Here is a 14,040-nt window from a genome sequence, read left to right on the forward strand (position 1 = left end):
CCTTCACGGCCCCTCGCACGCCGCGATGCGCCCCAATGCGGCATTGGGTGCATCGCATGCACCCAATGTGGCGTTCGGTGCGTCTAGCGCACCCAATGCCACATTGGGGCGCTAACCGAACGCCCCGAACCCCACCGCACCCACGCACCCACGCACCCACGCACCCACGCACCCAAACCGTGCGCACGAACACCAACCCGCCGCCGATGCACCCAACCATCGAGGCACCCAGCCCTCCCCCAACCCCGATACAAAGCCGCCCTGCGGTTCGGGGGTGCTGGTCAAGGCATCTTTCCCGCCTTGACAAGCACCCCCGAACCGTCAGCACAACCACCCTTCGGGGTGCCCCACGCAACCCAAGACCGGGCGCAATGTCGCCGCCAGGCGACGAGCCGCCCTACCCAACCACCGCCCCGCTCCTAGGATCCAGCTTCACCGGTTTCGCCTTCGGGTGCGAGAAATCGAACATCCCCGTCAACGGCGCCGCCAGCACGTCGAACGACCCGCCGCCGATCCGCCCCAGATGCCAGTTGTCCTCGATGAACCGCAGCACCGACGTCTGGTCCGTCATCGTGTGATCGACGTGATTCACCTTGCTGTACGGCGAAATCACCAGCAACGGCAGCCGCGGACCGTACCCGCACCGGTCCGCGAAGCCGCCCAGCTTCACCGGCTTCGACGTGCACACCGAAGCATCCTGAGCCGAATCATGCGAACCATTCAGCACCTTCGGCGCGACATGGTCGTACCAGCCGTCCGAATCGTCATACGCCAGCACGATCGCCGTGTTCTTCCACTGTGGCGAAGCCTGGATCCGGTTGATCTCCTCGGCCACAAAGGCCTGCTCGTCCAGCGGATCCGAGTAACCAGCGTGCCCGTCCTGGTACTCCGGCGCCTTCAGGAAACTCACCGCGGGCATCGTCCCCGCAGCAAGAGCATCGTTGAAATCCCGAACGTCGTACTGATGGTTCGCCTGATCCTGCTGCCCCACCGCGTGCAGCGACGACGGCGGGAGGTGCTTCCGGTTCGAGGTCGACTGGTAATACTGGAACGGTTCGTGGTGCGGGCTGTAGTCGACGGACGCCTGGCCGCCCACGTTCGGGTGTTTCGTCCCGCAGACGGCGTACCCGTTCGCCTCGCCGGTGGGCCGGAAACCGCCCTCGAACCAGCCCCACGTGACGCCGCGGGCGTTCAGCAGATCGCCGACGTTGCGGCCCTGGAACGCGCCGAGGTTGTCCTTCGCGGTGTGGTTCTTGTCCGAGCAGTCGTCGAACGCCGGGTCCGGGTCGGTGATCATGGTGCCGACCCCGTGCGCGTCCGGCGAAGCCGCGGTGTGCGGGTCGACCTTCGGCTCGCCGGTGACCGAATCGACCGGTTGCAGGCCGTGCGTCTGGCCGGAGACGAGGTTGATCGCGCCGGGGCTGGACGGGCCGAAAACAGTGTTGAAGGAGTTGTCGTTCAGCGCGTAGTGCTGGGCGTAGTTCCACATCGCGGTGACGGTGTTGCCGTCGAAGTAGTTCATCACCAGGCCGGGCTCGCCGAACAGCACGGGCTGCCCGGTGCACTTGTCCTTCTCGGTGTACTCGACGAACTTGTCCATCTTGCCGCCGTTGAACGCGGCCTGTTCCTTTTTGTAGTCGTGCGCCTGGTCGCAGGTGAGCGCCTGGTCCGGGCTGAGGCGCTTCGGGTTGTAGGCGTTCGGGTTGTGCTGCAGCAGCTCCGGGGTGAGGCCGTTGACCGCCGGGGTGCCGGGCGCGGCGTGGAACGGGGTGCCGTTTTCGTTGGTGGCGTTCGGATAAGTGCCGAAGTAGTGGTCGAAGGAGATGTTCTCGCCGAAGATCACCACGACGTGCTTGATCGGCGTCGACGTCGTGAACGTCTCGGCGGCGATCGCGTGCGCCGGGGCCGAGGTCGACGCCGAACTGCTCGCGCACGCCGCAGCCAGCGCCGCGGTCGCCGCCAGCGCGGCCGCCGCGGTGGCCCGCTTCCTGGTCCGCTTCACTGCAGAACTCCTTCCGCTCAGCCCAGCATCAACCCAGCAGTGCCCGGCCGTAGTGGTCGGCCGGATCCGTCACGCCCGGGAACAGGTGGAAATACCCGCCCCCGAACGGCGAGACGTAGTCGGTGAGCGGCTCGCCGGCGAGCCGCTTCTGCACGGCCTCGAACTGCTGCTCGAGATCGCGCTGGTAACAGGTGAAGACGAGGCCCATGTCGAGGTTGCCGTTGGAATCCACGCCGCGGTCGTAGTTGACCGCGCGGCGCAGGATCCGCTGTCCGTCCGTTTGCGGCGTGCGCGGGTTCGCGAGCCGGATGTGGCTGGTCAGCGGGATGACCGTGCCGATCGGGTCCTCGGCGTAGCGCGGCACGTCCTGTTCGGCCGCGCCGTCGAGCGGCGCACCGGTGTCGCGGCGGCGGCCGATCATGTTCTCCTGCTCCGACAGCGAGACGCGGTCCCAGAACTCGACCAGCATCCGGATCAGCCGGATCACCTGATAGCTTCCGCCGTCGTCCGTCCACACGAGACTGTCCGCTTCGGCCGGTCCGGGATTCGCGGTGCCGTCCTTGAATCCGAGCAGGTTGCGCGGCGTCCCCGCCGGACGCGGCGGCGAGCTGAATCCGTCGATCTTCCACCGCAGCTGCATCCCGCCGCGGGTCGCGCGGGCGATGTCGCGCAACGCGTGCAGCACGGTGTCCGGTTCGGCGGCGTTGAGCACGAGGCTCAGATCGCCGTGACACCACTGTGGATCGAGCGCGTCGTCCGGGAACATCGGCATCTGCTTGAGCTTCGGCGGTTTGCGCGCGGCGAGCCCGTACCGGTCGCCGAACAGCGACGCACCCGCACCGACCAGCACGGACAGCTGTCCTTTCGGGACTTCCGGACCGAGCACGCCGGAGTCCGCGGGCGGCCCGGTGATCCCGACCGACGCGGGCGCGCCGCCGCCGGTGAGGAACCGCGCGCGATCGGTGAGTTCCTTGAGCAGTCCGATGAGTTCGGTTCGGTTCTCGGCGACGACATCGAACGCAGCGACGACCGAATGCCTCGCGGGTTCGGCCAGCACCGCTGTCTGGCGGGAACCGTGGAACGGCGCCGCTCCCCCGGCGGCCGTCGCGCTTCCGGACAGGCCGACCAGACCCGCGCCCGCTCCGGCGGCTGCCGCTCCGCGCAGGAACGCGCGCCGTCCCAGGGTCACGAGACCCTCCTCGGTTCCGCGATCGCCGCGACCGGGGCCAGGCGTTCGGTCAGCTCCGAAACGTCGGCGTTGATCCGCTGCCGCTGCTGGCGGTCGAGAGCCGAGAGCGGTTTCCCGGCTACCGCTTGGAGATCGTGGTCGGTGCGGGCGATCCAGGCGTCGAGGTCTTTCAAGCCGGGGAACCTCGTGGTCAGCAGCGGGCGCAACACGTCGAGCACCGCACGGGTCCCGGCGAGGTTCGCGCGGGCGGTCGCGAGGTTCGAGCCGCTGCCGTAGTCGGTGCGGCCGGTCAGTTCGAATTGGAGGGTGTTCTCCATGATCTCGTGCGCGCGCAGGCCGAGATCGTTCTGGTCGATCTGGGCCGCGGCGAACGACGTGCGCAGCTTCTGCACCGCTTGGTCGAGCTGATCGGCGACCGGGCCCAGCGCGGGCATCGCTTCGTTGTGCCACAGGCCGTTCTCGAGGCGATGGAATCCGGTGAAACCCGGATCGGCCGCGCCGGAGGGCAGCCCGGCGGTGGTTCCGTTGATCGCTCCGTCCGAGTCGCCGAAGGCGTCGTAAGCGGCGCCGAGCCGTTCGTACGTGAGGTGCGCGGTGAGCCAAGCCTGTTGCGCCGCATCGCGATTGCCCGAGCGGACCGCTTGCGCCAGCGCCGTGGCCTGGCCGGTGAGCGTGCCGAGGCCGTCTGCGACATAGGCGTGGTACTGCTTGAGCGGTCCGAGCAGGTCCGCATTGGTCACCGGAACGACTGCCGGGCCCGGGCGGTCCGCGCCGCCGGTGACCTGCACCGTCGGTCCGACGAACGGCGTACCGTCCTCCGGAGCGCAGCGCAAGGCGTACGCGCCGTTGCCGAAGTTCACCGGCAACGCGCGCGTCGTGCCGGGGCCGACGCCTTCCAGTTCCCCGAAAACCGTGCCGGTGGCCGGGTCGACGAGTTCGATCTCCATCGTGACGGCGGCGTCGTTGCGGACCTGGAGGGTCTGCGGCCCGGCCTGCGGCGCGGTCCAGCCGTCGCCGCAGGCCGAGCGCGAGACCTCGACCGGACCGGGCTGGGCGGGCGAGCCGGAACACCCGGCGAGCGCCGCGATCCCGGCAAGGACCGCGGCCGCGCCGAACCCGCCCGCCCAGCGCCGCACGTCAACTCCCCTCAGGTGAACTTCTGGCGGACACTTTCACCGATCCGCCGGGCGCTGACAAGAGGGTTGTGCCGTTATGCCCGGTTCCGGGCCGAAGATCAACCGATCAGCCCTTCGCGGGCGGCGTGAACGGCTGCTGGTCCGGCTGGAACACCTGGCCGTCGGCGGGCACCTTCAGGTCGATCAGGTACGCGGCGGTCGCGTCGTCCACGCCCCGTGCCTTGCCGAGGATGCAGTGGCCGAACGCGTCGACCGACAGCAGCCGCGAGTTGCCCAGCTCCTCGGCCATCCGCCGGCCGAACCGGTACCGGGTGGCCGGGTCGTAGAAGTTGCTCACCACGAGCACCGGCGTCGCGGTGTTCGCGCGCCACGGCCCGCGGTACGGATCGGACGTCTTCGCGGCGGGCCACACCGGGCACGCGGCGATGTCGGAGAACACCTGGTAGCGGCCGAACGTCGGCGATTCCCGGTCCGCCTTGGCCGCGATGCCCGGCACCTGCTCCTGCCGGATCCGCATCGGCTTGTCCGCGCAGTTCACCGCGAAGTACGAGTCGTCGCCGGTGTACGGGCTGTCCGGGGCGAGGTCGAGCAGACCGCCGCGGCCCGCGGAGAGGGCGCCCTTCCGCGCCGACTGCGCCTGCAGCGACGGGTGCAGCACCGAGTACGCCTCCTGCAAACCCTCCGCCAGCTCGCCGAACGAAGCAGGCGAATACAGCGAGCTCGACACTGCGCCGGTCAGCGCGCCGATGTCCACTTTCTGGCCGCCGGGCAACGTGATCGGCTCGGTGCGCACGTGCTCGCGCAACTCGTCGAACTTCGCCCGCGGGTCGCCCGCGCTGAACGCGCATTTGTCGCCGGCCTGGGCGCAGCGCTTTAGGAAGCCGTCGAGCGCGATCTCGAAGCCCTGCGCCCGCGCGAGGTCGTAGGTGACGCCGTCGTTGGTGCGCAGCTGCGGGTCGACGTTCCCGTCGATCACGATCGCCCGCGTCTGCTTCGGGAACATCGCCGCGTAGGTGGAGCCGACGAGGGTGCCGTAGGAGAACCCGGTGTAGGTCAGCTGCTTGTCGCCGACGGCGGCGCGCAACTGGTCGAGGTCGCGCACGACGTCCCGGGTGGACATGTGGTCGAGCAGCGCGCTCGCGTTGCGGCGGCAGAACTGGCCGTAGTCGCGGTACGCGGCCAGCGTGCCGGAGATTTCCTTGCGCGACAACGGAACCGCGACCATCTGGCTCTGCACGTCCGCGGCGTCCTCGGCCGTGGTGAAACAGCGCAGCGGATTGCTGGCCCCGACGCCGCGCGGGTCGAACCCGACGAGGTCGAAGCGGTCCATCACCTGCGGGCGGAAGTAACGGTCGCCCGCGATCGGCATCCGCAGCCCGGACCCGCCCGGACCGCCCGGGTTGAGGAACAGCGACCCGATCCGCTGCCCGGGGACCTTGGCGGCGCGCTTCATGAGCGCGATGTCGATGCTGCCGAGCGACGCGTCGTCGTGGTCGATCGGCACGCGGTAGAGCGCGCAGCTGTACAGCTTCACCTGGTCTTCCGGGACCCCGCGCAGCTGTTCTTTGGTGCAGTCCTCCCACTTGACCGGCGCGGTGCGCGCGATCTCCGCGGGTCTGGCCGGCGCCGCCGGATTGGCGGGCGCCGCTACGGCAGTGCCAGCCAGCCCGGTCAGCGCGGTCGCGATCGCCGCGACCAACGCTCCGGTTCGTGCTCTTTTCGCTCCGCGCACGTGGAATCTCCCCTGGTTGCGCACCCGTCTGATTACGGGGCGTCACCGAGACTGGCATAATCCGGCCAAGCCGGGCACCGGCCAAAAGGAGGATCTCCCGGGCGCGGAGGAGCGGTCCGGTTCAGGGACGGTCCTCGATGACGGGCTGGATCGGCGAGAGGAAGGGGTCCAACCGGAGACTCAGCTCCCCGCGCGCCATGACTCGGACCCGGAACCCGTTCTGCCCGGGCGCGTCCTCCGCCTCCGCGTCGCGTTCGTACAAGAGCCCGTACGATCCGGGAAGCAGCCGGGCGACGTACTCGAGGAATGCGATCACCTCGGGGATTTCGGTCCCGCGGTGGTTCGGCGCCCCGTCCACTCGCAAGACGTAGATGCCGTTGAAGACCTTCAGCATCACTTCGCTGGTTCCGAAGTCGGTCCCGGCGATCCGCGCCCGAACGTCCTCGACCAGCTCGTCGAGCTTCTCCTCGCCCCACGCGGGTTCGGCCGGGGATTCCTCCAGCTCGAACCAGCCGTGCACCACATACATTCAGATCTCCGCTCAGCAGCGGGTCAGCACGAAGACCGGCAGCTCCCGCCCCGCCGCGTCGCGTTCCATTTCGTAGCCCGGCCAGAATTCGAGCAGTTCCGCCCACATCCGGTCGTATTCCGCGCCTTCCAGCTCCCGCGCCTTGACCTCGATCTCGCGGCCGCGCAGCGCGACCGTCGCCTTCGGGTTGTCGCGCAGGTTGTGCGTCCACGCCGGGTTCTTCGGGCGGCCCCAGTTGGAGCCGGTGAGCACGAACTCGCTGCCGTGGGGGTAGTACAGCAAGTTCGTGCTCCGCGGCAGGCCGCTGCGCCGTCCGGTGGTGGTGAGGCGCAGCGACGGCAGCCCGGCCAGGCCGACCAGGCTGATCCGGCCGCCGAACCACCGGTGCAGCTGCCGGTCGGTCGCGATGATGGCGCGCGAGGCGCCCATCAGCCGGGGCTGGGCGCCGAGCTTGCGGGCAAGCGCCGCGAGAGGGTTACGCACGCACTGATCTTGCCAAACTCACCCCGAACCGCTGCTGTGAGTCTGTCCACCATCGCTCCAGCGCGAACCCGGCGGCGTTCAGTTCCGCCTCGACGCCGTCCGGCCGGAACTTCGCGGACACCTCGGTGCGGATGTGCTCGCCCTCGGCGAACGGCACGATCAGGTCCGCGCCGGGGATGCGCACCTCCGTCCGGCGCCGGGCGCGCAGCCGCATTTCGATCCACCGGTGGTCGGCGTCCCAGTGCGCGACGTGGTCGAACTCGTCCGGATCGAAATCCGCGCCCAGTTCGGCGTTGATCACGCGCAGCACGTTGCGGTTGAACGCCGCGGTGACGCCCGCCGCGTCGTCGTAGGCCCGTTCCAGCGTTTCCCGGTCTTTCACCAGGTCGGTGCCGAGCAGCAGCCACTCCCCTTCGCCGAGCACGTCCCGCACCGAGCGCAGGAACTCGGCACGCTCGTCGGGCAGGAAGTTGCCGATCGTGCCGCCGAGGAAGGCGACGACCCGCGGCGCGGCGCCGGGCAGCAGCTGCAGGTGCTGGGTGAAGTCGCCGACCACCCCGCGCACCTCGAGCTTCGGGTAGTCCGCCGTGATCGCCGCAGCGGCCTCCGCCAACGCGGTTTCCGACACGTCCATCGGCACGAACGCCTCCAGCGTGCCGTGCGCGGTCAGCGCGTCCAGCAGCAACCGGGTCTTCTCGCTCGACCCCGACCCCAGCTCGACGAGCGTGTGCGCGCCGCTGCGTTCGGCGATCTCGGCCGCCCGCTGCGCGAGCACCTCGCGCTCGCTGCGCGTCGGGTAGTACTCCGGCAGCGCGGTGATCTTTTCGAACAGCTTGCTGCCTTCGGCGTCGTAGAACCATTTGGGCGGCAACCACTTCTGGTCGGCCGTGAGCCCCTCGCGCACGTCCGCGCGCAGTTCGGCGGTCACGTCGCGGCGATGGCTCTCCAGGTCCGCTTCGGTCATCGGGCGGTGCTCCGTTCCAGGGTCAGGGGAAGGACGTCGACGCCGGCCGCGGTCGCGCGCACGGCGTGGTGGTCGGGCACGGGGGTCCAGGCCGGGTCCGGATCGCACGGCTCCGACGCCAGCACCACGCCGGTTTCGGTGCGACGCACGGACAACGCGTGCGTCCAGGCGGTGCCGACGAGCAGTTCGCCGTCGGTGAGCAGCAGGTTCAGCCGGGAGCCCGGGGCGACCGACTCGACCTCCCGCACGAGGCCGGTCACCGCTTCGAGCGGCTCCTCCCCCGCGCGCAGCCGGGCGCGCAGCAAGGCCCACAGCAGTGCGGAATCCGTCGGCGCTTCGAGCGTGAACAGCTCGGTGACGTCCAGCCGCCCGGCCAGCCCGCGCATCGAACCGGGCCAGCCGCGCACCACGCCGTTGTGGCTGAACAGCCAGCGGTCCTCGGTGAACGGCGCGGCGGCCGCCTCGGTGACCGGCATTCCGGTGGTGCCGTTGCGCACCGCCGCGACGAACGCCGTGGTGCGCACCGACGCGGCCAGCGCGGGCAGCGTCTGATCGGTCCACAGCGGTTCGCGACGGCGGTAGCGCTGCGGCGGCGCACCCGGTTCCGGGTACCAGCCGAGTCCGAAGCCGTCGGCGTTCACCGAACCGCCGCCGCGCATGTCGAGCGGCGCGTACGACTGCACGAGCAGCGCGTGCGGCGCGGCGAACATCAGCTCCGCCGGGGACGCCGGCGCGCCGAGATAGGCGAGATGACGGCACATCCGGCTACCCTGCCTCGCCCGGGCGCGGATCGCGCGCGCACCGGAAGCCGGAGAAGATCTGCCGCCGGATCGGGTAGTCCCAGTTGCGGAACGTGCCGCGGATCGCCGCCGCGTCGGTGCCGAACGACCCGCCGCGCAGGATCTTGTACTCCGGCCCGAAGAACACCTCCGAGTACTCCCGGTACGGGAACGCGGAGAATCCCGGGTAGCCGTGGAAATCGGTGCTCGTCCACTCCCAGACGTCGCCGATCAGCTGGTGCACGCCCAGCGGCGACGCACCGGCCGGGTACGCGCCCGCCTCGGCCGCGCGCAGGTGGCGCTGCCCGAGGTTGGCGTGCTCGGCGGTCGGCTCCTCGTCGCCCCACGGGAATCGGCGCGACCGGCCGCTCTCCGGGTCGTACCGGGCGGCCTTCTCCCATTCCGCCTCGGTGGGCAGCCGCTTGCCCGCCCAGCGCGTGTACGCCTCCGCCTCGTAATAAGAAACGTGCACGACCGGCTCGTTCTCCGGAACCCGCTCGCGGACGCCGAAACGGGTGCGCCACCAGCCGTCCGGTTCGCGATGCCAGAACCGGGGCGCGACGATGTCGTGCTCCTGGCGGTACGCCCAGCCGGGCTCGCTCCAGAACCGCTGCTCGTGGTAGCCGCCGGATTCCAGGAACTCGACGTACGCCCCGCAAGTGACCGGCGTGGTGTCGAGGACGAAGGCGGGCACGTCGACCTCGTGCGCCGGGCGTTCGTTGTCCAGCGCCCACGGTTCGGCGGTGGTGCCCATGGTGAACCGGCCGCCGGGCACGAGCACCTCGGCGGGCAGCTTCCGGGCGGGCGCGCGCGGCGGCTCCGGGGCGTGCAGCACCGGTTCGCCCTTGCGCAGCTGGTGGGTGGCCAGCATGGTCTCGTCGTGCTGCTGTTCGTGCTGGGTGATCATGCCGAACGCGAACGCGCTCTCGGTGAGCCGCCGTCCCTCCATCGGAGCGGTTTCCAAGACGTCGAACGCCTTTTCGCGAACTTCCTTCACGTAAGCCCGGGCCTCGGCGGGGCCGAGCAGCGGCAGCGCCGGACGGTCCGCGCGGGCGTGCTGGAAGGCGTCGTAGAGATCGTCGATGTCCGGCCGCAGCGGCTCCCGGCCGCCGACGTCGCGGACCAGCCACAGTTCTTCCTGGCTGCCGATGTGCGCGAGGTCCCACACGAGCGGCGACATCAGTTTCGAATGCTGCCGCACGAGGTCCTCGTCGTCGACCGCGTCGGTGAGGGCCACGCTGCGCTCGCGCGCCCGGGTGAGGGCCGCGGCCGCGTGCGCCCGCAGGTCTTGCGGGCTCAGCTCCAGCAACGGGTTCTGTTCGGGGATGGTGCTCATGGCTCCTGACTCCTCGAGTCCGGTTCGCCGGGCTCCCGGCCCGGCGGTGTTCTCGGTCCTGCTCATCGGTCCTGGCGCGGCACTCCGGCGGCCCGCGCCCGCAGCCCGGCGGCCAGCCCGGCGACAGTGTCCTCGGGCAGCCCGGTGGCGGGCAGTTCGGCGACGCCCAGTTCCACCAGCTCCCTGGCGACCGCCGCCAGCTGCGCGTCGGCCGTCCCGCACCGGGCGGCGTCGTCCCAGCGGCCCGCCGCGGGCGCGCACACCTCGCGCACCTTGTCCACAGTGGACTGATTCGCCAGCAGCGCGGTGACCAGCGCTACCGGCGGCAGCCATTCCCTCGGCGGCTGCCCGTCCAGGTACCTCAGCTCGAGGTAGCCCTGCGGCCGCACCGGGGTGAACATCGTGGTGAGGTGGTAGTCGAGGTCCGCGGCCGTCGGGCGGCGCAGCACGGTGGCCGCGCCCCGGCCGCCGATCCATTCGGCGAAGGTCAGCCCTTCCGGCGCGTCCCACGGCCGTTCGCCGCGCGGGAACACCATCAGCGGCGTGTCCATCATCCGCCGGGCCCATTCGCGCGCCGGGTCTTCCCCGGGCTCGGGCGACTGGGTGCGGATCGGCTCGGTTTCCATCACCGCGAGCCAGCGCGCCGACGCGAATCCGGTGTCGGATCCGGCGTGCACGCGGGAATTCGCGAACAGCGCCAGCAGCGGCGGACCCATCGCGTGCGCGGCCGCCCAGCGCGCGGCGACCTCGTGCGCTTCGCCCGCGTCGACGCAGATCTGCAGGCCCGCGGTACTGCACATCATGGTGATGCCGCCCGCCCCGATCGGGGCGAACCGGCGTTCCATGGCGGCGTAGCGGGGCGTGCGCAGAATGCGCCGCGGCGGACGGTGTTCGTCGATGCCCGCGGCCCCGAGTTCGAGGCCGTGGCGGGCGAGAAGACCGGTGAGATGAGCGAGATCGGCCTCCACAGCCGCGTGCAGGGCACGCAGCGAGGCCTGCGGCGGAGCGGAGATCTCCACCTGGCACCCGGGTTCCAGGCTCACCGGCGCGCCGGCCGGGAGCGGGACCGCGGGACTGTCGGGGCGCAGCGTCCGCGGGGTGTGCGGGCCGAGCGCCGTGGCGAGGACATCGGGGTCGAGCGGGCGGACCGGGTCGCCGGCGTGGTGCACGGTGAACTCCAGTTCCACCCCGAGCAGTCTCGGCGGGCCGTGCTTGAAACACACTGACGCGACGTACCGCTCCCCTTCCGCGCGGTCGGCAAGCACCCGCGCGGTCAGGTTCGCCGCACTCCCGGATCTGTCCGGAAAATCGTGCACTGCTGTCATCTGTCGCCGTCCACATCGGGAGGTCCGCGGGGCCGGACCTCGTCGCTTCGCGACGCTACACGCGGGGTCTGACAAAAACAGGGCCGCGCGGCGCCGGATGCGAACGATAAGGAACCCGTAATCCCTGATGACCTGGGAGTTCGCCGAACGGATCACCCTGGCGGGCACTGCTCCATCCGGGGCGCCCCGGAAGTCGGAAGCCGGGCCGGTTCGGCACCGCGCCCGCCGCCGTTCCCCCGGCCGAACCCGACACCAAGGACCCGCCCCGGGCTCACGGCAAAGCGGGCTCAGTCCCCAGCCCCAGCTCCGCCGCCGCCTCCTGCACCGCGGCCACCACCAGATGCAGCGCCGGACGCCGGATCTCCGTGCGGCGATACGCGATCGACACCGTCCGCAGCAACGGCGGAGCCAGCGCGACGACGTCGATCCCCGGCGGGCGCAGCAGCCGCAGGCCCAGATCGGACACCAGGGTCACGCCCAGCCCCGCTCCCACCATCGCCATCGCGGTCGACTGTTCCTCGACCTCGTGATTGATTTTCGGCTGGAAACCGTGCCGGTGGCAGGCAATCCGGATCGCGCGGCCGAAATGGGACTTGGGGCTCGCCAGGATCCACGGGTGCTCGGCGAGCGCGTCGAGCGGCACCGTGGCGGACGGCAGCGCGCCCGCCGGGACCGCCGCGTGCAGCCGTTCCACGGCCACGACCGCGCGCTCCAGCCCGTCGCTCCACTCCATCGGGGCATCCGAGTAGTCGATGACGAACGACAGGTCCAGCGTGCCGTCCCGCACCGCGTCCGCGGTCGCCTCCGGGGCCAGTTCCTTCGTCCGCACTTGGATTCCCGGGTAGTCCGCGGCCAGCGCGGTGAGCGCGGTCGGCAGCAGGCCGGACGCCACCGACGCCCACACCCCGGCCGTGAGCCGCGCGGACATGGTGCCCTGCGCTTCCTCCAGCGCGAGCGTCGCGCGCTCGACCGAGCCCAGGATCTCCTCGGCGTGCTCGGTGAGCAGGATGCCGAGTTCGGTCAGCTGGACCCGGCGGCCGAGCCGTTCGAACAGTTTCGCGCCGACGTCGCGTTCCAGCTGCGCGAGTTGCTGCGATACCGCCGAAGCGGTGTAATGCAACGCCGCCGCGGCCGCGGTGACCGTCCCCCTGCGGTGCAGCTCGCGGAGCATCCTCAAGCGGTGCAACGAAAGCTCCATGTACGAACCCTAAACAACTTCGTCCAGATTCGGTAAATAGACGCGCGCCCTTCCGTGGCAGCACCCTCGGAAGCAGGCGGCGAAGGGCGCTGCCAAGGACTCGAGGAGGTGAGTGGCTCGATGGACCCGCGGATCGCCGAACCGCTGATGAAGCTCACGTGGACCGACCCGGTCACGGGCGCGCACGGCTACCTGGTCGTGCACAGCCTGGTCTCCGGCGTCGCCACGGGCGGCACGCGGATGCGCGCCGGCTGCACCGTCGACGAGGTGGCCGACCTCGCGCGCGGCATGGCGAACAAGACGGCCGCGTTCAACCTCCCGGTCGGCGGCGCGAAGGGCGGCATCGACTTCGACCCCAAGGACCCGCGCGCCACCGGCGTGCTCACCCGGTTCTGCGAGTTCCTGCGGCCCTGGCTCGACGCCAGCTGGGTGACTGCCGAGGACCTGGGGGTGCCGCAGCATCTCATCGACGAGGTTTTCGCGACGCTGGGGCTGGAGCAGTCGTACCACGCCGCGATCCGCCGGTCGGCCGATCCGGCGCGGACGCTTCGGCGGGTTCAGGCCGGGTTGAACGCACCGGTTCCCGGCGGGCAGTTGCTCGGGGACGTGATCGGCGGGTATGGAGTGGCGCAGGCTTGTCTTGGGGCGGCCAATACCTGGGGCTGGGCTGTTCCGGAGACGACGGTCGCCATTCAGGGGATCGGGACGATGGGCGGCGGTGCGGCTTGGTACCTGCACGAGGCGGGGATGAAGGTCGTCGCCGTCGCGGATGCTGCCGGGACGTTGTACGACCCGGAGGGGTTGGACGTGCCCGCGCTGCTGGAGTTGCGGGATCGGTTCGGGGAGGTCGACCGGGGAAGGTTGCCCGAGGGGGTGCAGTCGTTGCCGCGGGAGGCGGTGGTGGCTGCCGAGGCGGATATTTTCGTTCCGGCGGCTATTTCTTACGCGTTGCGGGTGGACAACGAGAATCTCGTCAAGGCGAAGGTGGTTGTCGAGGCCGCCAATGCGGCTACGACTCCCGAGGCCGAGGCGGCGTTGTCGGCTCGCGGGGTCGCGGTGATTCCGGACTTCATCGCCAATGCCGGGGCCGCCGCTTGGGCCTGGTGGTTGCTGCTCGGGGAGGTCGGGGCGGATCCGGCGGATTCGTTCTTGCGGCTGCGGACGGAGATGCAGGCCAAGGTGGCGTTGGTGCTGGCGGAGTGGCATTTGGATCGGGTTCCGCCGAGGGTCACTGCGTTGCGGCAGGCGGAGGCTGTTCGGGAGGCTCGCAACGCGGAGGCACACGGGTCGTTGGGAGCGCCTGCGTTGATGATTCCCTGACGGCTGCGCGCCTCGATCGCCGGTGCGTCGGCTGCGGTTCGGCGAGT

The 14,040-nt window shown here is 70.5% G+C and carries 12 protein-coding genes; 1 reads left to right on the forward strand and 11 read right to left on the reverse strand.

What is annotated here, in order from left to right; translation table 11 throughout:
- Positions 1–397: 397 nt before the first annotated feature.
- The 11 genes from H4281_RS32865 to H4281_RS32915 all read right to left on the reverse strand — a co-directional run bounded on the left by H4281_RS32865 (position 398) and on the right by H4281_RS32915 (position 12,673).
- Positions 398–2,002, reverse strand: coding sequence for a phospholipase C (locus H4281_RS32865; protein ID WP_182894744.1), 1,605 nt, complete (start codon positions 2,000–2,002; stop codon positions 398–400).
- Between the two features lie 28 nt (positions 2,003–2,030).
- The gene (locus H4281_RS32870; protein ID WP_182894745.1) at positions 2,031–3,191 is read right to left on the reverse strand and encodes a Dyp-type peroxidase; all 1,161 of its coding nucleotides are present in this window, start codon (positions 3,189–3,191) and stop codon (positions 2,031–2,033) included.
- The gene (locus H4281_RS32875) at positions 3,188–4,327 is read right to left on the reverse strand and encodes an EfeM/EfeO family lipoprotein (RefSeq protein WP_182894746.1); all 1,140 of its coding nucleotides are present in this window, start codon (positions 4,325–4,327) and stop codon (positions 3,188–3,190) included. Before H4281_RS32875 ends, H4281_RS32870 begins: the two co-directional genes overlap by 4 nt.
- Before the next feature lie 106 nt (positions 4,328–4,433).
- Positions 4,434–6,059 (reverse strand): alpha/beta hydrolase, encoded by a 1,626-nt coding sequence (locus tag H4281_RS32880; protein WP_312872221.1) that lies wholly within the window; start codon positions 6,057–6,059, stop codon positions 4,434–4,436.
- A gap of 121 nt (positions 6,060–6,180) precedes the next feature.
- Entirely contained in the window at positions 6,181–6,588 is a 408-nt protein-coding gene (locus tag H4281_RS32885; protein WP_182894748.1) for an Imm7 family immunity protein, read from the reverse strand.
- Between the two features lie 12 nt (positions 6,589–6,600).
- Positions 6,601–7,017 carry a nitroreductase family deazaflavin-dependent oxidoreductase gene (locus tag H4281_RS32890; protein WP_050788444.1) on the reverse strand — a complete coding sequence of 139 codons (417 nt, stop codon included), beginning with the start codon at positions 7,015–7,017 and terminating at the stop codon, positions 6,601–6,603.
- 46 nt (positions 7,018–7,063) lie between these two features.
- Complete coding sequence (egtD, locus tag H4281_RS32895) at positions 7,064–8,035, reverse strand: L-histidine N(alpha)-methyltransferase (protein ID WP_182894750.1); 972 nt, start codon at positions 8,033–8,035, stop codon at positions 7,064–7,066.
- On the reverse strand, positions 8,032–8,796 hold the full coding sequence (gene egtC, locus H4281_RS32900; RefSeq protein WP_182894751.1) for an ergothioneine biosynthesis protein EgtC: 765 nt from the start codon (positions 8,794–8,796) through the stop codon (positions 8,032–8,034). Before egtC ends, egtD begins: the two co-directional genes overlap by 4 nt.
- Positions 8,797–8,800: 4 nt before the next feature.
- A complete protein-coding gene (egtB, locus tag H4281_RS32905; protein ID WP_182894752.1) occupies positions 8,801–10,150 on the reverse strand; it encodes an ergothioneine biosynthesis protein EgtB in 1,350 nt (449 codons plus the stop codon).
- Between the two features lie 62 nt (positions 10,151–10,212).
- Positions 10,213–11,475: a glutamate-cysteine ligase family protein gene (locus tag H4281_RS32910; protein ID WP_182894753.1), complete on the reverse strand. Its 1,263-nt coding sequence runs from the start codon at positions 11,473–11,475 to the stop codon at positions 10,213–10,215.
- A 271-nt stretch (positions 11,476–11,746) separates the two neighbouring features.
- Positions 11,747–12,673 carry a LysR family transcriptional regulator gene (locus tag H4281_RS32915; RefSeq protein WP_182894754.1) on the reverse strand — a complete coding sequence of 309 codons (927 nt, stop codon included), beginning with the start codon at positions 12,671–12,673 and terminating at the stop codon, positions 11,747–11,749.
- Between the two features lie 120 nt (positions 12,674–12,793).
- Between H4281_RS32915 and H4281_RS32920 the strand changes: the two genes are divergently transcribed.
- On the forward strand, positions 12,794–13,993 hold the full coding sequence (locus H4281_RS32920) for a Glu/Leu/Phe/Val dehydrogenase dimerization domain-containing protein (protein ID WP_182894946.1): 1,200 nt from the start codon (positions 12,794–12,796) through the stop codon (positions 13,991–13,993).
- Positions 13,994–14,040 lie beyond the last annotated feature (47 nt).

This window comes from Amycolatopsis dendrobii (assembly GCF_014145675.1).
GTDB lineage: Bacteria > Actinomycetota > Actinomycetes > Mycobacteriales > Pseudonocardiaceae > Amycolatopsis > Amycolatopsis dendrobii.

Bases quoted from the DNA above. Each gene is read 5' to 3' on its own strand.
- egtC (WP_182894751.1), bottom strand. From the start codon at position 8,796: ATGTGCCGTCATCTCGCCTATCTCGGCGCGCCGGCGTCCCCGGCGGAG.
- egtD (WP_182894750.1), bottom strand. From the start codon at position 8,035: ATGACCGAAGCGGACCTGGAGAGCCATCGCCGCGACGTGACCGCCGAA.
- egtB (WP_182894752.1), bottom strand. From the start codon at position 10,150: ATGAGCACCATCCCCGAACAGAACCCGTTGCTGGAGCTGAGCCCGCAA.
- H4281_RS32915 (WP_182894754.1), bottom strand. From the start codon at position 12,673: ATGGAGCTTTCGTTGCACCGCTTGAGGATGCTCCGCGAGCTGCACCGC.
- H4281_RS32890 (WP_050788444.1), bottom strand. From the start codon at position 7,017: ATGGGCGCCTCGCGCGCCATCATCGCGACCGACCGGCAGCTGCACCGG.
- H4281_RS32920 (WP_182894946.1), top strand. From the start codon at position 12,794: ATGGACCCGCGGATCGCCGAACCGCTGATGAAGCTCACGTGGACCGAC.
- H4281_RS32885 (WP_182894748.1), bottom strand. From the start codon at position 6,588: ATGTATGTGGTGCACGGCTGGTTCGAGCTGGAGGAATCCCCGGCCGAA.
- H4281_RS32910 (WP_182894753.1), bottom strand. From the start codon at position 11,475: ATGACAGCAGTGCACGATTTTCCGGACAGATCCGGGAGTGCGGCGAAC.